A 17,743-nucleotide genomic window follows, 5' to 3' on the forward strand; every position below is an offset into this window, starting at 1 on the left:
GACGCCGGTCGATCCGGCGGCGGTGCCGGGGGATCGTGGCGGGGTCTCGGCTTCTACGGGGCCGTGCGCTCCGGCACCCACCGTGCCGGGTTCTCCAGCACGGTCCGCAGCGCGAGGAGGGCACCGCCGGTGGTCGCGAGCGCGACGTCGTCCCCGGCGCCGCGCACACGCAGGTCCGACCACGGTGCTGCCAGCACCCGCGCGGTGAGCTCCGCCAAGAGGACCGGGCGCAGCCGGTCGGCGAGCGGCGCGAGCTCGCCGCCGAGCACGATCCGGTCGACGTCGAGCGTGTTCACGGTCCCGGCCAGCACGACGCCGAGCGCCCAGGCCGCCCGGTCGAGCGCCTGCCGGGCCCGCTCGCCCGACGGGCCTGCGGTGTGCTCGGCCGCGAGGAGGTCCGCCGGTCGGGAGTCGGCGTCGAGGCCCGCGTTGGCCAAGATCGCACGCTTGCCCGCGTACTGCTCGAGGCAGCCCCGGGCGCCGCAGCCGCAGCGCGGACCGTCCGGCTCGACGCACACGTGCCCGATCTCCCCGGCCCACCCGCGCGGCCCCGTCATGACGTGCCCGTCGAGCACGACGGCGGCACCGACGCCGACCTGCGCCGAGACGTAGACGAAGGTGCGCTGCTCGCCGTGCCGGCCGGGTGCCGCCGTCGCGGCCGCGAGGGCGGCGAGCTTCGCCTCGTTGGCCAGCACGACGGACCCGCCGAGCGCGGCGACGGTCTCGCTCCCCAGGACGTCGGCCGGCACGACGTCGCTCCATCCGAGGTTCGGGGCCAGCATCAGGCGGCCGTTCTCGCCGTCGATCAGGCCAGGCAGGGCGAGGACCGTCCCGGCGAGCGTGGGCCGCACCTCCCCGGCCGGTCGCGTCAGGGCGGCCCCCAGCTCGCCGAGCTCGCCGAGGACGTCGCGCGGGTCCGAGCCCCGCAGGTCGCCGGTGCGGATCTCCTCGGCCACGACCTCGCCGGCGAGGTCGAGCACCCGGCCCGCCACATAGTCGACGTTGGCCTCGAGCCCCAGCCCGACGACCGTCGCCCGGGCGGGTGCCAGCGGGAGGGCGGGTCGTCCGCGCCGGCCCGGCTCGGCGACACCCTCGGTGACGATGCGCGCGGCGACCAGGTCCTCGACCAGCCGGGAGGTCGTCGAGCGGGTCATGCCGGTGCGGGCGGCGAGGTCCGCCCTGGAGAGGGGCCGGTCGCTGGCGAACAGCGTCTGGGCGAGCACGGCGAGGTTGTGCTCGCGCAGGTCGGCCTGGCGCGCACCGCCCGCCGGACCGCGGGGCAGGGGTGCGGCCGGTAGCCGGGACGGCGCGCTGGGCACGGCTTGACCCTAACCGAGGAACCATTAAAGTTGCACCGCACAACAAACTCGACGAGGAGACCTCATGGTGCGCAAGCCCACCCCCGACGACCGTTTCTCGTTCGGCCTCTGGACCGTCGGCTGGACGGCTCGGGACCAGTTCGGCGAGGCGTCCCGGCCCGCTCTCGACCCGTGGGAGTACGCCACGAAGCTGGCCGAGCTCGGCGCCTGGGGCGTGACCTTCCACGACGACGACGTCGTGCCGTTCGGGTCCGACGACGCCACCCGCGAACGGATCCTCTCGACCTTCAAGAAGGCGGTGGACGACGCCGGCCTCGTCGTCGAGATGGTCACCACGAACACCTTCGGCCACCCGGTGTTCAAGGACGGTGCCCTCACCTCCAACGACCGCTCGGTCCGGCGCTTCGCGATGCGCAAGGTCCTGCGCAACGTCGACCTGGCCGCCGAGCTCGGCGCCGAGACCTTCGTGATGTGGGGCGGCCGCGAGGGCAGCGAGTACGACGGCGCCAAGGACGTGGGCGCCGCGCTCGATCGCTATCGCGAAGGCATCGACTCCGTCGCCGCGTACATCAAGGACCAGGGTTACGGGCTGAAGATCGCCCTGGAGCCCAAGCCCAACGAGCCCCGCGGCGACATCCTGCTGCCCACCGTCGGGCACGCCCTCGGCTTCATCGCCCAGCTCGAGAACGGCGACATCGTCGGCCTCAACCCCGAGACCGGCCACGAGCAGATGGCCGGCCTGAACTACACCCACGGCCTGGCGCAGGCGCTGTGGTCGGGCAAGCTCTTCCACATCGACCTCAACGGGCAGCGCTCCATCAAGTACGACCAGGACCTCGTCTTCGGCCACGGCGACCTGCTCTCCGCATTCTTCACCGTGGACCTCATCGAGAACGGGTTCCCGGGAGCCGGCACCGACGGGCCGATGTACACCGGCCCGCGCCACTTCGACTACAAGCCCTCGCGCACCGAGGGGATGGACGGCGTGTGGGAGTCGGCCCGCGCGAACATGGAGATGTACCTGCTGCTCGCCCAGAAGGCGAAGGCCTACCGCGCGGATCCCGAGGTGCAGGCGGCCCTCGAGGCCTCCGGCGTGCTCGAGCTGTCGCAGCCCACGCTCGCGCCGGGGGAGACCCTCGCCGACCTGCTCGCCGACCGCAGCGCCTTCGAGGACTTCGACGCCGACGACGCCGCCGCCCGGGACTTCGGCTTCGTGCGGCTGAACCAGCTCGCCATGGCACACCTCGTCGGCTGACCGGGAGACCATTGCGTGATGTCCGCACAGCTCGTCGCCGGGATCGACTCCTCCACCCAGTCCTGCAAGGTGGTGATCCGTGACGCCGCGACCGGGGCGCTGCGGCGCTTCGGCCAGGCGCCGCACCCGGGCGGCACCGAGGTCGACCCCGCCGCGTGGTGGGACGCCCTGCAGGCGGCGGTCGCGGCCGCGGGCGGCCTCGACGACGTCGCCGCGGTGTCGGTGGGCGGCCAGCAGCACGGCATGGTCGCCCTGGACCACGACGGCGCGGTCATCCGGCCGGCGCTGCTGTGGAACGACACCCGCAGCGCCGGCGCGGCAGCGGACCTCGTCGCCGACCTGGGCCGGGCCGAGAGCGGCGACCCCACGGCCGGCCCGGCCGCCTGGGCGCGCGCCACGGGCTCGGTCCCCGTGGCCTCGCTGACGGTGACGAAGCTGCGCTGGCTGGCCGAGGCCGAGCCGGAGAACGCCGCACGGGTGGCCGCCGTCGCTCTGCCCCACGACTGGCTCACCTGGAAGCTCTCGGGCGCGACGTGCTTCGACACCCTGGTCACCGACCGCTCGGACGCCTCGGGCACCGGGTACTTCGACACCGCGCGCGGCACCTACCGCCGGGACCTGCTCGCCCTCGCGCTGCGGCGCGACGACGTCGAGGGCATCGTCCTGCCGCGCGTCCTCGGCCCGGCCGAGCGGGCCGGCGCCGGGCACGCGGGGGCCGGGCTGGACCACCTGGTGCTCGGCCCCGGCGCCGGTGACAACGCGGCCGCGGCGCTCGGGCTGGCGATGACGGCGGGGGACGTGGCGATCTCGGTCGGGACCTCGGGCGTGGTCTCCGCCGTCGCTGAGCGGCCGGTGGAAGACCCCTCCGGGCTGGTGACCGGCTTCGCCGACGCCACCGGCGCCTTCCTGCCCCTCGCGGTCACCCTGAACGGCTCGCGCGTGCTCGACGCGGCTGCCCGGCTGCTCGGCGTCGACCACGCAGGTCTGAGCGAGCTGGCCCTCGCCGCCGGTCCTGGCGCCGACGGCCTGACGCTCGTGCCCTACCTCGAGGGGGAACGCACCCCGAACCTGCCCCGCGCCACCGGCTCGCTGCTGGGGCTCTCGCTCGCCTCGGCGACGCGCGAGAACCTGGCCCGCGCCGCCGTCGAGGGGCTGCTTTGCGGCCTTGCCGACGGGCTGGACGCCATGCGCGCGCAGGGCGTACCCGTCGACCGGGTGCGGCTCGTCGGCGGTGCCGCCCGGTCCCAGGCGCTGCGGGAGATCGCCCCGGCCGTCCTCGGCCTGGACGTCCAGGTGCCCGCCCCGGGCGAGTACGTGGCCGACGGCGCCGCACGCCAGGCCGCGTGGGTGCTGGCAGGCACGCAGGAACCGCCGTCGTGGAGCGGCACGGACGTGCGCACGTACTCGGCCGAGCCGACCCCGCAGGTGCGCCAGTCCTACGCCGGGCGCCGGCACCTGGTGGCCGACCGTCCCGCGTAGCGTCCGGCGGGGCCGCCGAGGGGCAGGTCCTGGCGCCCGGTGGTCGTGGGGAGGTCAGACGTGGCCGGCCCTGCCCGCGACGAGGCCGGCAGCGGCCTGAAGGACCATGGCGCCGATCAGGAGAAGGAGCGGGGCCGTCCATCCGCCGGTGACCGCCTGCAGGAAGCCGACCCCGAGCGGGCCGGTCGCCGCGAGCAGGTAGCCCAGGCTCTGCCCGGCGCTGGAGAGCCAGGCGGTGTCCCGCGTCGTGGCCGCGCGCAGACTGAAGAACGCCAGCGCGAGCGGGAACGCCCCGTTGCCGACCCCGATCAGGGCGGCCCACACCCACCCGCCGGCGGCCGGGCTGAGGAGCAGACCCGTCAGGCCGGCCAGAGAGGCGCCGGTGACACCGAGGGCCCACCAGCGCTGGTGGCTGCTGCGCGCCGCGAGCGAGGGGATGAGGAAGGAGACCGGGACGCCGACCAGGATGGAGAGGGACAGCAGCCCACCGGCCTCGGTCGTCGAGAAGCCGGCGTCGCGGTAGATCGCCGGCAACCATCCCATCGCGGCGTAGGCCAGGAGCGACTGCGTCCCGAAGAAGACGATCATCGCCCACGCCCGGGGCCGCCCCCAGAGTCGACGCGACGAGCCGCCCGCGACCGTCGTCTGCGCCGAACGGCTCGACGGCTGGGAAGCACCTCGCCGCCCGCCGACGGTGGCGGACACCCAGATCACGACGGCGAGAGCCGCCGGCAGTGCCCAGGCGGCGAGCCCGAGGCGCCAGCCGCCGAGCGTCTCGAGGGGCGCCGTCACCCCCGCCGCGAGCGCCGAGCCGCCGGCGAGCGCCGCGGTGTAGACGCCGGTGACGGACCCGATCCGCAGCGGGAACCGGGTCTTGACCACGACGGGCAGCAGGACGTTGGCGACCGCGATGCCGGCGCAGACGGCCACGGTGCCGGTGACCAGGAACGGCACCCCGCCGAGGACACGGAGCACGAGGGCGACCGCGAGCAGCGCCATCGCCGCCGCGACGACCCTGTCCACGCCGAAGCGTCTGGCCAGCCACGGGCTGGTGGCGCCGAGGGCGGCGAAGGTCAGGACCGGCAGGGACGTCAGCACCCCGGCGCCCGGTCCCGACAGCCCTGTCCCGGCGCGGATCTGGTCGAGGACCGGCCCAACGCTGGTGATCCCCATGCGCAGGTTGGCCGCGACCAGGGCCAGGGCGACGAGCAGCCGGGTGCTGTACGGCGGCCAACGGTGGGTCTCGGCGTTCATACCAACCCTTCCGACGGCGACAGGCCTCGCCGACTCGAGCCAGGCTACGGGCCGCCGCCGCACCGGCGCGCGGTCCGTCAGGGCCGGTGGGCGAACGTCTCCAGCAGCGCGGTGTCCCCGCTGACGATGAGGAGGTCCTCGGCACCGATCCGGGTGCTCTCGGTGGCGTACTCGAACGGCTCGCCCGGGGGCTTGACCCCGATGATCGTCACCCCGTACTTCTCCCGGATCTTCGACTCCCCGACCGTGAAACCCTGGGTCTCGCGCGGCGGGCGCATCTTGACGATCGCGAACCCGTCCTCCATCTCGATGTAGTCGAGCATCCGGCCCGAGACCATGTGGGCGACCCGCTGGCCGGCGTCGTACTCGGGGTAGACGACGTGGTGCGCGCCGATGCGGCGCAGGATCCGGCCGTGCTCGGCGCTGACGGCCTTCGCCCAGATCTGCGGCATCTCCAGGTCGACCAGGTTCGCGGTGATGAGCACGGACGCCTCGAGCGAGGTGCCGACCCCGACGACGGCCACGGGGAAGTCCTCGGCGCCGAGCTGCTCGAGGGCGTCAGGGTTGGTGGCGTCGGCCTCCACGAGCGGCAGCCGGTGCGACCACTGCTGCACCAGCTCCGGGTCCTTCTCGACGGCGAGCACCTCGCGGCCCAGCTTCTCCAGGGTTGCCGCGAGCGCGGCACCGAAGCGGCCGAGCCCGATGACGAGCACCCCGGAGTCCCGGGACTGCTGGTTGTCTGCCATGAGTTCTCCTAGGTCAGCCGATGATCGGGCGTTCGTTGGGCATGCGGATCACCCGGCGGCGCTCGCGCAGCGCGAGGGCGGCGGCCATCGTCATCGTGCCGGTGCGCCCTGCGAACATCAGCGCGCTGAGGACGTACTTGCCGCCGTCGGGAAGGGTGGGGGTGATGCCGGTGCTGAGCCCGACGGTGGCGAACGCGGAGATCACCTCGTACAGGACGAGCTCCAGGTGGTGCTCGGTGAGCGTCAGCAGCAGCAGCGTCCCGATGCCCACGAGGGTGGCGCCGAGGAAGGCGACCGAGACGGCGAGCCGGACCGTGGAGGACCCGACCCGCCGGCCGAACGCCTCGATGTCGCGGTCGCCGCGGGCCTCCGCCACGATCGCCAGGACCAGCACGGCGAACGTCGTCACCTTGATGCCGCCGGCCGTGGATGCCGAGCCGCCGCCGACGAACATCAGCGCGTCGCTGAGGAACCACGTGGCCTCGCGCATCTGGCCGATGTCGACCGTGGACAGGCCCGAGGAGCGCGGGTTCGCGCCCTGCACCAGGCTGGCGAGGATCTTCTCGTCGAGCCGCAGCGGCCCCAGCGTGCCCGGGTTGGTCCACTCGAACAGCCCGATCGCGAGCACCGAGCCGAGCAGCAGGAGCCCGTAGGTGGCCAGGCTGAGCCTGGTGTGCAGGTTCCACCGTGCCCACGGGCGGCGCCGGTTGCGGCTGCGCCAGCTGCGGGCGACGTCGAGGATGACGGGGAAGCCGATCGCACCGATGGAGGTCCCGACGACGATCGGCAGGCCGAGCCACCAGTCGCCCACGTACGGCGTCAGACCGCCCTCGATGACGACGAAGCCGGCGTTGTTGAAGATGCTCAGCGCCATGAACAGCCCGTGCCACAGCGCCGAGCCGAAGCTCTCGCCGAGATCGAGGAACCACGGGACGAGGATGATGGTCAGGACCGCCTCGATCGCCAGCGAGGCGACGATGACGGCGCGGATCAGGGTGCCGACCTCGCCGAGCCGGGTGGTCTTCGTCTCCGAGGCGGCGAGCATCCGCTGCGTCAGCCCGATGCGCCGCGAGACCGCGAGGCCGAGGATCGAGGCCAGGGTCATGACCCCGAGCCCGCCGATCTTGATGCCGACGAGGATGACCGCCTGACCGAACGGGGACCAGTAGGTGGCGGTGTCGACCGTGACGAGACCGGTGACGCAGACCGCCGAGGTGGCGGTGAACAGGGCGTCGACGAACGGGGCACGCTCGCCGGTGGACGTGGCGGCCGGCAGCGAGAGCAGGGCGGTGACGACGGCGATGATCGTGGCGAACACCATCAGCGCCAGGCGCGCCGGCGAGTTCCGGGCGACGTGGTCGACCCAGTCGCGGCCCGTACCGAGCACGCCGGAGATTCCCGCTTGCCGCACGAACCCTCCTGCTCCTCGGCGTCAGCCCGCCGGCCTGTCGCATCTGCGCAGGTCGGCACACACTCTGGCACAGCCCGGGCGTGCCCGCCGCGCACCTCGCTGCTGGCCGTGCGAGGCCTGCGACGAACCGTGTGCCGCGCCTCGGCCACCGGGCGCTACGGTGGGGCGATGGGTGCGCTGATCGTCTGGTCGCCGGAGCTGGTCGGCTACGACTTCGGCGCCGGGCACCCCATGGCGCCCGTCCGGCTCGTGCTCACCCAGGAGCTGCTGACCGCGCTCGGCCTGCTGGAGCTGCCGGACCTCGAGGTCGCCGACGCGCCGCTGGCCGAGGACGCCGACCTCCTGCGCGTGCACGACGCGGACTACGTCCAGGCCGTGCGGCGGGCCGAGGAGGACGGCCAGCCGCGCCCGGAGCGGGGCCTCGGCGACGAGGACACGCCGGTCTTCGGCCAGGTCCACACCGCCTCGGCCCGGATCGCCGGCGCCACCCTCGCCGCCGCCAAGGCCGTCTGGACCGGCGCGGCCGACCGGGCCGTGAGCCTCGCCGGCGGCATGCACCACGCGATGCCGCAACGGGCGTCGGGGTTCTGCGTCTACAACGACATCGCCGTCGCCATCGCCTGGCTGCTGGACAACGGCGCGCGCCGCGTCGCCTACGTCGACCTCGACGCCCACCACGGCGACGGCGTCGAGCGCGCCTTCTGGGACGACGACCGGGTCCTGACCATCTCGGTCCACCAGCACCCCGGGAGCCTGTTCCCGGGCACCGGCTACCCCCAGGACATCGGCTCCGCGGCCGCCCGTGGTTCCGCCGTCAACGTGGCCCTGCCGCCACGCACCGGCGACGCCGGCTGGCTGCGCGCCGTCGAGGCGCTCGCCGTGCCGCTCGTCAGCGAGCACGCCCCGGACATCCTCATCACCCAGCACGGCTGCGACTGCCACGGCACCGACCCGCTCGCCGAGCTCGACGTCTCGGTCGACGCCCAGCGGGCGGCCGCCGTGATGATGGGCGCGCTCGCCGACCGGTGTGCCGGGGGCCGCTGGGTGGCGACCGGTGGCGGTGGGTACGAGGTCGTCGGTGTGGTGCCGCGGGTGTGGGCACACCTGGTCGCCGTCGTCGCGGGGCACCCGCTCGACCCCGCCACCCCCGTGCCGGACGCGTGGCGGTCGATGATCTGGGACCTGACGGAGGTGGATGCGCCGCAGACGATGACCGACGGCCGCACCACCGAGCTCGCCCGGTTCGCGGAGGGGTACAACCCCGACGACGAGGTGGACCGGGCGATCATGGCCACCCGCCAGGCGGTCTTTCCCTGGCACGGGCTCGACCCCTTCCTGGACTGAGCCTCGCGGCCCACGTGCCCTCGCGCCCCGCGCTCGCCGGCGCCGCGTCGAACCGCCCAGCGACGGACCGACGTGACTGTCCGGCCGTGCTGGTCCGTCGGCACGAATCGGGCTGTCCGGACCGTCCGATGTGCGGAAGCATTTCCGCCCGGGGCCGGTTGGCTCTATATTGCGGTCCTAGGGCCGCCACCGGGGCGGTAGCGATACGAACGGGTGGACATGGCCGAGCAGCTGGGAGCGCCGCGGTTCCTCACCGTCGCCGAGGTCGCCGAGCTCATGCGGGTGTCCAAGATGACGGTCTACCGCATGGTGCACTCCGGCGAGCTGCCGGCCGTGCGGATGGGGCGCTCCTTCCGGGTGCCGGAGCTCGCCGTCGAGAAGCTGATCTCCGAGGGCCTCGGCGAGGAGTGGGGCCAGGAGGTCGGCGGCGCCCGGTAGGGCGCTGCCCGCAGGAGCAGGTAGACTCCACCTGTTCTGCGCGCGGTCGATGCTGCGCGCTGCCACGTACGTACCGATCAGCATCTGCGAGGTCCCCTATGGGCTCAGTCATCAAGAAGCGTCGCAAGCGCATGTCGAAGAAGAAGCACCGCAAGCTGCTTCGCAAGACGCGTCACCAGCGTCGCAACAAGAAGTGACGCGGCGCCCCTGAGGGCGCCGAAGACCACAGGCCCGGCCGAGTGCCGGGCCTGAGTCGTCTCCCGGGCCACCCGACCAGTCGCATGGCTCCTGACGCACCGGGTGGGCGATCTCCCCGACGGCATGGCGTCGCCGTCGCCGTCACGGGCGGCCCTCGAGCCGTGCGCGCAGACGCCGGACCACGGCGCGGACGACGACGGAGACGGCCCACGCGGCGCCCGCCCATCGCGCCGAGCGGGCGCCGGTGCGCAGATCCTCGCGCAGCGAGCGGCGCCGACGGCGGAAGTCGCGCACCGGCCAGCCCGCCTCAGCCGCGTGCAGCCGGAGCCGCGGCTCTGGGTTGATGGCGCAGGGATGGCCGACCGCGGACATGATGGCCACGTCGTTGATCGAGTCGCCGTAGGCGAACGAGCCCGCCAGGTCGATCCCGCGCTCGAGGGCGAGCTCGCGCACCGCGACCTCCTTGCCCGCACCGTGCAGCATCGTCCCGTCCAGCCGGCCCGTGTAGTAGCCGTCGACGGCCTGCACGCGGGTGCCGAGCGCGCCGGTGGCGCCGAGCCGCCGGGCGAGCAGGTCGGAGATCTCGGTCGGGGTGGCGGTGATCAGCCAGACCTCGTGCCCGGCGTCCAGGTGCTCCTGGAGCAGGGCCCGGGTGCCCGGGAAGATGCGGTGGTCGAGGACCTCGTCGTACACCTCCTCGCCGATGGAGATGACCTCCGCCACGGAGTGGCCGCGCATCAGCCGCAGCGCCCGCTCCTGGATCGCGGCGATGCGCCGGAGGTTCTCGCCGAGCAGCGTGTACGCCAGGGACTGACGCGCGGCGAAGAGGATGTCGCCGAGCCCGAAGAAGTCGCGGCGGTAGAGCTCCTGGGCGAGGTGGTACGCGCTCGCGCCCCGGACGATGGTGTTGTCGACGTCGAAGAAGGCCGCCACCTGTGCGCCGGCGGCGGGCTCCTCGGGGGCTGACACCGGGCCAGCGTAGCGGCGGGGACTCCGGGCGGCGGCGTCGTAGGCTCGTCGTCATGGACGACCCCGACCTGCCAGACCCTGCCGGTCACGCCCCGCGCGTGGTGCTCTACGGCCGGGCCGGCTGCCACCTGTGCGACCAGGCCCGCACCATGCTGCAGCGCATGGAGACGGAGACGGGGGAGGCCTTCACCGAGGTGGACATCGACACGGACGACGCGCTGCGCGAGCAGTACGGCGAGCTCGTGCCGGTCGTGACCGTCGACGGGGTCCAGCAGGGCTACTGGCGCATCGACGCCGGGCGGGTCCGGGCCGCACTGGCCTGAGCGGGGGGCGGTGCGGCCGGGGCCCCACGGTCCGTGACGCGCCCGGCGCGACGCTCCGCCACGACCTTCTCCCGTCCGGGCGGGCTCCGGACGCACGACGACGGCGGCACCTGTGGTGCCGCCGTCGTGCGTTCGGGGCGCTCAAGTGCGCCCGGGTGCCGCCGGTGGGCGGCGCGAGGTCGGGAACCTCGCGGGGTTGGGTCAGGCCTGGGTCTCGGCCTCGGCGCTCGCCTCGGCGTCGGCCTGCTCCGGGGTGGCCTCGATCTCGAGGAGGATGCGGACCTTGTCGCCCACCAGGAAGCCACCGGTCTCCATGGCGGCGTTCCAGGTGAGGCCGAACTCCTTGCGCGAGATCTCCGTGGCGGCGGAGAAGCCGATGCGCGGGGACCCGAAGGCGTCCACGACGGAGCCGTTGAACTCGGCGTCCAGCGCGACAGGCTTGGTCACACCGTTGATGGTCAGGTCGCCCTTGAGGGTGAACTCCTCGCCCTCGCCCTCGACGCCGGTGGTGGCGAAGGTCCAGGTCGGCTTGTTCTCGGCGTCCCAGAAGTCGGCCGAGCGCAGGTGGCCGTCGCGGTTGGCGTCGCCGGTGTTGATGGAGCTGGCGTCGATGGTGACGACCGAGGTGGACTCGGCGAAGTTCTCGGCGACGACGATCTGGCCCTCGAACTTCTCGAACTTGCCGCGCACCTTCGAGATGCCGGCGTGGCGGACCGTGAAGCCGACCTCGGTGTGCGACGGGTCGATTACGTAGGTGCCGGCGGGGATGGAGCTCATGGTCGGTTCCTCCAGGAGTAGTTGATAGTTGAACCAGTTAGTTGACGGTTGAACTATATTGACGGTCGCCGGCATGCGCAAGGGGTAGCCGCGGAGCATTCCGGATCCCGGGACGGCCGCGTCCGGCAAAGACCTTCGTCAACGTCCACCATGCGTGAGATCGTGCAGGTCAGCACGCCGGCGCTACGCCTGCCCGCGCCAGGGCCGAGAAGGAAGAGACGATGCCCACAACCACCTCCGCGGAGCCGCGGTGGCTCGACGCCTCCCAGCAGCACGCCTGGCGCAGCTTCCTGCGCGGCACCGCCCGGCTGATGGACGACCTCAACCACGACCTCGAGCAGTCCGCCGGCCTCTCGCTCAGCGAGTACGAGGTGCTCGTGCGACTCTCCGAGGTGGAGGGCCGCACCCTGCGCATGTCCGTGCTGGCCGACGAGCTCGTCCACTCGCGCTCGCGCCTCACCCACACGGTCCGCCGCATGGAGGAGGCGGGCCTGGTGGAGCGCAGCGCCTGCGCGGACGACAGGCGCGGGGTGAACGCCACCCTGACCGACGCCGGCTATGCCCGGCTCGTGGCCGCCGCGCCCGGGCACGTGGCCTCGGTCCGCGCGCGGCTGGTCGACCGGCTCAGCGACGCGCAGATGCGTGAGCTCGGCGAGATCATGTCCGTCCTCGTCCGCGACGACGACGAGCCCGACGCCTGACGCCCCTTCGGCGCGGGCAGGTGTGGCACGGGCAACTCCAGGACGTGCCGGGGCACCCCGCGGAGTTTGCGACACTGGGGCCATGGAGCGAACGACTGTCCACCTCATGCGGCACGGCGAGGTGCACAACCCCGAGGGCATCCTGTACGGCCGCCGGTCCGGCTTCCGCCTCTCCGAGCGCGGCCGGCAGATGGTCGCCAGGGTGGCCGAGGTGCTCCACTCCGGCGGGCACGACATCCGCACGGTGATCGCCTCCCCGCTGCAACGCGCCCAGGAGAGCGCGCTGCCCGCCGCCGAGGCCTACGGCCTGGAGGTCGCGACCGACCCCCGACTGATCGAGGCGGAGAACCACTTCGAGGGCATGGCGGTCAACAAGAACCGCGCGATGCTCGCCCACCCGCGTCACTGGCGCACCTACGTCAACCCGCTGCGGCCGAGCTGGGGCGAGCCCTACGTGGACCAGGTCCAGCGCATGCGCGGCGCGATCAGTGCGGCACTGAGCCGGGTGGCCGGCGGAGAGGCGCTCCTCGTCAGCCACCAGCTCCCCATCTGGGTCACCCGTCTCCACCTCGAGCGCCGTCCGTTGGCGCACGACCCGCGCCGCCGGCAGTGCTCGCTCGCCTCCCTGACCTCGCTGACCTTCGAGGGGCGCCGCCTGGTCGGGCTCAGCTACTGGGAGCCTGCCGGGGAGCTGCTGCTCGGCGCCACCGACATGGTGCCCGGCACGTCGTCCGCCGCGGAGAACGCCGGCGGTCGCCGGCCGTGAACGACATCGACCACGGCGGCGCGGGCCCTCGCCGAGGCCTGTCCCGGCGCTCGCTGCTGACCGCGATGGGCGGCGCCGGTGCGGCGCTGCTGCTCGCTGCCTGCGCCCCGGGCGGCACGACCGGCGACCCCGGCTCCGTCAACGCCGGGTACGAGGCCGGCGACGGGTCGTTCACCATCTGGGAGGTCGCGGAGCGTGGCGACCCGGTCGAGCACACCGGCACCACGTACGACGGCACGGAGCTGTCGCTGGCCGACTGGCGCGGCGACGTCGTCGTCCTGAACTTCTGGTACGCGGCCTGCCCGCCCTGCCGCGCCGAGGCGCCGGACCTGGCGGCCATCCACGAGGACTACGCCCCCGACGGCGTGCACCTGCTGGGCATCAACCCGCGCGACGCCGCCGGCGCGGCGCAGGCGTTCGAGCGCACCTTCGAGGTCCCGTACCCGTCGCTGCACGACGACCGGGCGCGCGGCGTCGCCGCCCTGGAGGGGCTCGTCCCGCTCCAGGCGATGCCGTCGACGGTCGTGCTCGACCGCTCGGGGCGGGTCGCGTCGCGCATCCTCGGCCAGGCTGACCCGCAGATCCTCCGCGACCTCATCGACGACGTCCTCGCCGAGGAGGTCTAGACGAGCGTGTGGGCGCAGATCGCTGACCTCTTCCAGCGCACCGTGATGGATGGCTCGATGCTCGCCGCCCTGCCGGTGGCGGCGGTGGCGGGCGTCATCTCCTTCGCCTCGCCGTGCGTCCTGCCGCTGCTGCCCGGCTACGTCGGCTACCTCGGCGGCATGGCCGGCACGCAGGCGGGGGGCGCGCGGACCTCGTCCGCAGGCCGTGGTGGCGGACGGCTCCTGGCCGGGGTGCTGCTCTTCGTGGCGGGCTTCACCGCCGTCTTCGTCCTTCTCTCCGTGGTGTTCTCGCTCGCCGGGATCGCGCTGCAGCAGTGGATGGACGTCATCCTGCGCGTCATGGGCGTGCTCGTGATCCTCATGGGGCTGGCCTTCATGGGGCTCCTGCCCTTCCTGCAGGGCGACCGGCGCCTGCACGTTGCGCCCCGGGCCGGGCTGTGGGGCGCGCCGCTCCTCGGCGTCGTCTTCGGGCTCGGCTGGGCGCCGTGCATCGGCCCCACCCTGGCCGCCGTGCTGACGCTGTCCCTCGACGGCGCGGACCCCGCCCGTGGCGTCACCCTCGCCGTCGCCTACTGCCTCGGCCTCGGCGTGCCCTTCGTGGTCCTCGCCATGCTGTTCTCGCGCTCCACCCGGGTGCTGGGCTTCCTGCGACGCCACCGGCGCACCATCCAGCTGCTGGGTGGCGGCCTGCTCGTCCTGCTCGGCCTCGCGCTCGTCACCGGGCTGTGGGCGGAGCTCTCGGCGTACCTCCAGGGGCTCGTCGCGAACTTCGAGACGGTGGTGTGAGCGTGGCCCGAGTCAGAGAGATCTCCGACCCGACCAACCTGTCGACCAAGGTCGGCCTCGGTCAGGAGGATGGTTCGGCGCCCGCTCCCGGTCAGCCCGCGCTGGGCCTGAGGGGCTGGCTGCGCTGGACGTGGCGGCAGCTGACGAGCATGCGGGTCGCGCTGATGCTCCTGCTCCTCATGGCGGTCGCCGCCCTGCCCGGCTCGTTCTTCCCGCAGACCCCGCAGGACCCTTCCGCCGTCGCCAACTACCACGACGAGCACCCCGCCCTGGCGCCGTGGCTCGAGCGCCTCGGCTTCTTCGACGTCTTCGGCTCGCCCTGGTTCGCAGCGATCTACCTGCTGCTGTTCACGTCCCTGATCGGGTGCATCCTCCCGCGGGTCGCCGTGCACTGGCGCGCGCTGCGCTCGCAGCCGCCGCGCGTGCCGCGCACCTTCCGCCGGTTCCCGGTCCGCGCGGAGCGCCACCTCGCCGAGGCCCCCGACGCCGTCGAGCGCAAGGTCCTGGCCGCCCTCAAGGGGCGCTACCGCGCCGCCGTGACCGACGACGGCATCACCGCCGAGCGCGGCTACCTGCGCGAGACGGGCAACATCGTCTTCCACCTCTCGCTGGTGGGCGTCCTGCTGGCGATGGCCGCGGGTCAGCTGTACAGCTACCGCGGCCAGGCGCTCGTCGTGGAGGGCGACGCCTTCGCCAACTCGGTCGTCGACTACGACTCCTTCGAGCCGGGCACGTTCTTCGACCCCGGCGACCTCGAGCCCTTCACCTTCACCCTGGAGGACTTCACCTCCGCGTTCACGCTCGACGCGCAGGCCCGCGACTTCGCCGCGCACGTCTCGGTCACGGAGCCGGACGGCGCCGTCCGCGAGGAGACAATCAAGGTCAACCACCCGATGAACGCCGGCGGCGCCAACGTCTACCTCTCCGGCAACGGCTACGCCCCCGAGCTGACCGTGCGCGACGGCGCGGGCGAGGTGGCCTTCGCCGGCCCTGTGCCCTTCCTCCCCGAGGACGGCGTCTACACCTCCCGCGGCGTGGTGAAGGTCCCGGACGTCAGCGGCGACCAGGAGCAGCTCGGCCTCACGGGTGCGTTCCTGCCCACTGCGGTCGTCGAGCCGGACGGCTCCGGCGCCTACTCCATCCACCCGCAGCCCGAGGCGCCGCTGATGGTCCTGACCCTGTGGGCCGGCGACCTCGGCCTCGACGAGGGCGTCCCGCAGAACGTGTACGTGCTGGACTCGGACGACATGCGCCAGGTGTACGAGGAGGCGCCGGACGGTTCGCCGGGTTCCGCCGAGGGCGGGCAGTCGCCGGTGACGATCTTCCTGGCGCCGGGCGAGACGGTCGAGCTGCCCGAGGGCCTCGGCTCGGTCACCTTCGAGTCCCTCCCGCGCTTCGCCGCCCTCGACCTGCGCTACGACCCCTCCCTGCCCTACCTGCTGACCTTCGCGGTGACGGCGATGATCGGCCTGTTCGGCTCGCTCTTCGTACCCCGCCGACGCCTGTGGGTCCGGCTGACGCAGGCCGACGGCGGCACCGACCTCGCGGCGGCGGCACTCGCCCGTGGCGACGACCCGGGGCTCTCGCGGGACCTCGACCGGGTGCTCCAGGCGGTCGGTGCGGAGGAGCACAATGGTTCGACAGACGGCGCACCGCGCGCCGCAGCAGCCGGGACGACGGCGGCGACCCGCCCGCGTCCCGGTCCAGGAAGGACTGAAGAGTGACTGACATCGGCCAGCTGAGCACGCTGCTGATCTACGGCGCGATGGCCGCCTACACGGTGGCGCTCGTCGCCTTCGCCGTGGACCTGTCCGGGCTGCGGGACCGGGGCCCCGCGGACAAGCCGCGTCGCGCGGTCGGCATCGCCATGTCGACCACGTGGGTCGGTGCCGCCCTGCACCTGGTGGGTGTGCTCACCCGCGGGATCGCCGCCGGCCGGGTGCCGTGGGCGAACATGTACGAGTTCTCGATCCTGTTCACGTTCGTCGCCGTCGCCGTCTTCCTCGGGCTGCAGCGCGGGCGGGACATGCGGTTCCTGGGCACCTTCGTCATCGGCGGGGCGTTGCTGATGCTCGGCATCGCCGTCTCCGTGCTGTACGTCCGGGCCGACGGCGTCCAGCCGGCGCTGGACAGCTACTGGCTGGTCATCCACGTCTCCATCGCGACGATCGGGACCGGCGTCCTGGCCGTCGCGGCGACCCTGTCCGGTGTCCAGCTGGTCCGTGAGCGCCAGGAGCTGCGCCGGGCGGAGACCGAGCAGGCCGCCGTCGAGGAGCCGGCCCTGGTGGGCGCTGGTGCTCCGGCCGGCGGCGGTGCGGCGCCCGCGGGTGCGCCCGGGCGCTGGTCGCGGCTGTGGGAGACGGTGCCCTCGTCCGCGGAGCTCGAGAGGCTCGCGTTCCGGCTGAACGCCGTGGGCTTCGTGATGTGGACGTTCACCCTGATCGCCGGCGCCATCTGGGCCGAGCACGCCTGGGGCCGCCCGTGGGGCTGGGACCCCAAGGAGACCTGGACCTTCGTCATCTGGGTCGTCTACGCCGCGTACCTGCACGCGCGGGCCACCCGCGGGTGGGAGGGGCGACGCGCCGCCTACCTGTCGATCTTCGGCTTCGTGTGCGTGCTGGCGAACTACTTCGTGGTCAACCTGATCTTCAACAGCCTGCACTCCTACAGCGGCATCGGCTGACCCGGCCCGAAGCAGCTACTGCCGCGGCTGGTGCGGGGCGGGACCGCCGGCGGACGTCGGGTCGTCCTCGTCCGACGCCGGACGGGGGAGCCCGTCGCGCTCGCCGGATGCGGGGCGCGGGAGACCGTCGCCCTCGGCGGCGGGCAGCTCCGGCGCGGTGTCGTGAGTCCCACCGGTCGCGGCGCCCTCGGCGCCGTCGGTGATCTCGGCCGGCCGGCGGCCCTGCTCGAGCGCCTGCTGCTCCGCCCGGTCCCGCCGGTTACGCTCGCGCTCCGCCCGACGGCGCTCGGACTCCAGCCGGGCGAGGAAGTCGGGGTCGTCGTCCGGCGCCAACGGGCCGTGCCGTCGGACCGGGCGGGGCGGCGTCGGGCTGCTCCACAGCCCGGGGCGCACCCTCGCGGCTGCCGTGGCCTCGGAGCGTGCGACGCGGCTCACGATGATCCAGGCCAGCGCCGCGATGCCCGGGAAAAGGATGATGAGGACGATCCACACGATCTTCGGGATCCCGGCCGGCATCTCGTCGTCAGGTGTGCGCGCGCAGTCGATGAGCGCGTAGATCACCAGCGCGAGGGGAAGAATCACGAGGAGCAGGCGGAGCATGCTCCCAGGGTATCCGCGGACGTGCCACCCGTGCGCTGCGTGGAGCTGACCACCCGTGCGCTGCGCGG

Annotated in this window: 19 protein-coding genes; 12 read left to right on the plus strand and 7 right to left on the minus strand. The window is 73.4% G+C overall.

Annotated features, from left to right (window positions below):
* Positions 1 to 53: 53 nt before the first annotated feature.
* Complete coding sequence (locus GD748_RS07690; RefSeq protein ID WP_226920959.1) at positions 54 to 1,319, minus strand: ROK family transcriptional regulator; 1,266 nt, start codon at positions 1,317 to 1,319, stop codon at positions 54 to 56.
* Between the two features lie 64 nt (positions 1,320 to 1,383).
* On the opposite strand from GD748_RS07690, the gene xylA reads away from it, so the two are divergent.
* Together xylA and xylB are read left to right on the plus strand one after the other, a co-directional pair.
* Complete coding sequence (gene xylA / locus GD748_RS07695; protein WP_152194615.1) at positions 1,384 to 2,574, plus strand: xylose isomerase; 1,191 nt, start codon at positions 1,384 to 1,386, stop codon at positions 2,572 to 2,574.
* Between the two features lie 18 nt (positions 2,575 to 2,592).
* On the plus strand, positions 2,593 to 4,053 hold the full coding sequence (gene xylB / locus GD748_RS07700; RefSeq protein WP_152194616.1) for a xylulokinase: 1,461 nt from the start codon (positions 2,593 to 2,595) through the stop codon (positions 4,051 to 4,053).
* A 54-nt stretch (positions 4,054 to 4,107) separates the two neighbouring features.
* Here xylB and GD748_RS07705 read toward each other — a convergent pair whose 3' ends face one another.
* The 3 genes from GD748_RS07705 to GD748_RS07715 form a co-directional block, all read right to left on the minus strand.
* Positions 4,108 to 5,307: an MFS transporter gene (locus GD748_RS07705; RefSeq protein WP_152194617.1), complete on the minus strand. Its 1,200-nt coding sequence runs from the start codon at positions 5,305 to 5,307 to the stop codon at positions 4,108 to 4,110.
* A 77-nt stretch (positions 5,308 to 5,384) separates the two neighbouring features.
* Complete coding sequence (locus tag GD748_RS07710) at positions 5,385 to 6,053, minus strand: potassium channel family protein (protein WP_152194618.1); 669 nt, start codon at positions 6,051 to 6,053, stop codon at positions 5,385 to 5,387.
* Positions 6,054 to 6,066: 13 nt separating this feature from the next.
* On the minus strand, positions 6,067 to 7,464 hold the full coding sequence (locus GD748_RS07715; protein WP_226920963.1) for a TrkH family potassium uptake protein: 1,398 nt from the start codon (positions 7,462 to 7,464) through the stop codon (positions 6,067 to 6,069).
* Positions 7,465 to 7,632: 168 nt separating this feature from the next.
* On the opposite strand from GD748_RS07715, the gene GD748_RS07720 reads away from it, so the two are divergent.
* From GD748_RS07720 to GD748_RS07730, 3 genes are all read left to right on the plus strand, one after another.
* Positions 7,633 to 8,808: an acetoin utilization protein AcuC gene (locus GD748_RS07720; protein WP_152194619.1), complete on the plus strand. Its 1,176-nt coding sequence runs from the start codon at positions 7,633 to 7,635 to the stop codon at positions 8,806 to 8,808.
* Between the two features lie 219 nt (positions 8,809 to 9,027).
* Positions 9,028 to 9,246, plus strand: coding sequence for a helix-turn-helix domain-containing protein (locus GD748_RS07725; RefSeq protein WP_152194620.1), 219 nt, complete (start codon positions 9,028 to 9,030; stop codon positions 9,244 to 9,246).
* Between the two features lie 98 nt (positions 9,247 to 9,344).
* Positions 9,345 to 9,443 carry a 30S ribosomal protein bS22 gene (locus GD748_RS07730; protein ID WP_005504750.1) on the plus strand — a complete coding sequence of 33 codons (99 nt, stop codon included), beginning with the start codon at positions 9,345 to 9,347 and terminating at the stop codon, positions 9,441 to 9,443.
* Positions 9,444 to 9,585: 142 nt separating this feature from the next.
* Here GD748_RS07730 and GD748_RS07735 read toward each other — a convergent pair whose 3' ends face one another.
* Positions 9,586 to 10,413 (minus strand): HAD family hydrolase, encoded by an 828-nt coding sequence (locus GD748_RS07735; protein ID WP_152194621.1) that lies wholly within the window; start codon positions 10,411 to 10,413, stop codon positions 9,586 to 9,588.
* Positions 10,414 to 10,466: 53 nt separating this feature from the next.
* Between GD748_RS07735 and GD748_RS07740 the strand changes: the two genes are divergently transcribed.
* Positions 10,467 to 10,736, plus strand: a complete 270-nt coding sequence (locus tag GD748_RS07740; protein WP_152194622.1) for a glutaredoxin family protein — start codon at positions 10,467 to 10,469, stop codon at positions 10,734 to 10,736.
* Between the two features lie 201 nt (positions 10,737 to 10,937).
* Here the strand turns inward: GD748_RS07740 and GD748_RS07745 are convergent, their stop codons facing one another.
* Positions 10,938 to 11,513 (minus strand): YceI family protein, encoded by a 576-nt coding sequence (locus GD748_RS07745; RefSeq protein WP_152195048.1) that lies wholly within the window; start codon positions 11,511 to 11,513, stop codon positions 10,938 to 10,940.
* 221 nt (positions 11,514 to 11,734) lie between these two features.
* On the opposite strand from GD748_RS07745, the gene GD748_RS07750 reads away from it, so the two are divergent.
* From GD748_RS07750 to ccsB, 6 genes are all read left to right on the plus strand, one after another.
* The gene (locus tag GD748_RS07750) at positions 11,735 to 12,214 is read left to right on the plus strand and encodes a MarR family winged helix-turn-helix transcriptional regulator (protein ID WP_152194623.1); all 480 of its coding nucleotides are present in this window, start codon (positions 11,735 to 11,737) and stop codon (positions 12,212 to 12,214) included.
* Positions 12,215 to 12,296: 82 nt separating this feature from the next.
* The gene (locus tag GD748_RS07755) at positions 12,297 to 12,980 is read left to right on the plus strand and encodes a histidine phosphatase family protein (RefSeq protein ID WP_152194624.1); all 684 of its coding nucleotides are present in this window, start codon (positions 12,297 to 12,299) and stop codon (positions 12,978 to 12,980) included.
* Positions 12,977 to 13,606: a TlpA family protein disulfide reductase gene (locus GD748_RS07760; protein WP_226920965.1), complete on the plus strand. Its 630-nt coding sequence runs from the start codon at positions 12,977 to 12,979 to the stop codon at positions 13,604 to 13,606. Before GD748_RS07755 ends, GD748_RS07760 begins: the two co-directional genes overlap by 4 nt.
* A 45-nt stretch (positions 13,607 to 13,651) precedes the next feature.
* Positions 13,652 to 14,392, plus strand: a complete 741-nt coding sequence (locus tag GD748_RS07765; RefSeq protein WP_152195050.1) for a cytochrome c biogenesis CcdA family protein — start codon at positions 13,652 to 13,654, stop codon at positions 14,390 to 14,392.
* Positions 14,393 to 14,394: 2 nt separating this feature from the next.
* A complete protein-coding gene (gene resB / locus GD748_RS07770) occupies positions 14,395 to 16,116 on the plus strand; it encodes a cytochrome c biogenesis protein ResB (protein WP_226920968.1) in 1,722 nt (573 codons plus the stop codon).
* On the plus strand, positions 16,113 to 17,075 hold the full coding sequence (gene ccsB, locus GD748_RS07775) for a c-type cytochrome biogenesis protein CcsB (protein WP_226920971.1): 963 nt from the start codon (positions 16,113 to 16,115) through the stop codon (positions 17,073 to 17,075). Before resB ends, ccsB begins: the two co-directional genes overlap by 4 nt.
* Positions 17,076 to 17,090: 15 nt before the next feature.
* On the opposite strand, the gene GD748_RS07780 is transcribed toward ccsB, so the two are convergent.
* The gene (locus GD748_RS07780) at positions 17,091 to 17,675 is read right to left on the minus strand and encodes a PLD nuclease N-terminal domain-containing protein (RefSeq protein WP_193312879.1); all 585 of its coding nucleotides are present in this window, start codon (positions 17,673 to 17,675) and stop codon (positions 17,091 to 17,093) included.
* Positions 17,676 to 17,743 lie beyond the last annotated feature (68 nt).

The sequence above is a fragment of the Georgenia subflava genome (assembly GCF_009193155.1).
Taxonomy (GTDB): domain Bacteria; phylum Actinomycetota; class Actinomycetes; order Actinomycetales; family Actinomycetaceae; genus Georgenia; species Georgenia subflava.

Excerpts from the sequence above, each read along its gene's own strand:
- xylA (WP_152194615.1), top strand. The coding sequence starts at position 1,384 with ATGGTGCGCAAGCCCACCCCCGACGACCGTTTCTCGTTCGGCCTCTGG.
- xylB (WP_152194616.1), top strand. The coding sequence starts at position 2,593 with ATGTCCGCACAGCTCGTCGCCGGGATCGACTCCTCCACCCAGTCCTGC.
- GD748_RS07705 (WP_152194617.1), bottom strand. The coding sequence starts at position 5,307 with ATGAACGCCGAGACCCACCGTTGGCCGCCGTACAGCACCCGGCTGCTC.
- GD748_RS07710 (WP_152194618.1), bottom strand. The coding sequence starts at position 6,053 with ATGGCAGACAACCAGCAGTCCCGGGACTCCGGGGTGCTCGTCATCGGG.
- GD748_RS07720 (WP_152194619.1), top strand. The coding sequence starts at position 7,633 with ATGGGTGCGCTGATCGTCTGGTCGCCGGAGCTGGTCGGCTACGACTTC.
- GD748_RS07725 (WP_152194620.1), top strand. The coding sequence starts at position 9,028 with ATGGCCGAGCAGCTGGGAGCGCCGCGGTTCCTCACCGTCGCCGAGGTC.
- GD748_RS07730 (WP_005504750.1), top strand. The coding sequence starts at position 9,345 with ATGGGCTCAGTCATCAAGAAGCGTCGCAAGCGCATGTCGAAGAAGAAG.
- GD748_RS07740 (WP_152194622.1), top strand. The coding sequence starts at position 10,467 with ATGGACGACCCCGACCTGCCAGACCCTGCCGGTCACGCCCCGCGCGTG.
- GD748_RS07745 (WP_152195048.1), bottom strand. The coding sequence starts at position 11,513 with ATGAGCTCCATCCCCGCCGGCACCTACGTAATCGACCCGTCGCACACC.
- GD748_RS07750 (WP_152194623.1), top strand. The coding sequence starts at position 11,735 with ATGCCCACAACCACCTCCGCGGAGCCGCGGTGGCTCGACGCCTCCCAG.
- GD748_RS07755 (WP_152194624.1), top strand. The coding sequence starts at position 12,297 with ATGGAGCGAACGACTGTCCACCTCATGCGGCACGGCGAGGTGCACAAC.
- GD748_RS07765 (WP_152195050.1), top strand. The coding sequence starts at position 13,652 with ATGGATGGCTCGATGCTCGCCGCCCTGCCGGTGGCGGCGGTGGCGGGC.
- GD748_RS07780 (WP_193312879.1), bottom strand. The coding sequence starts at position 17,675 with ATGCTCCGCCTGCTCCTCGTGATTCTTCCCCTCGCGCTGGTGATCTAC.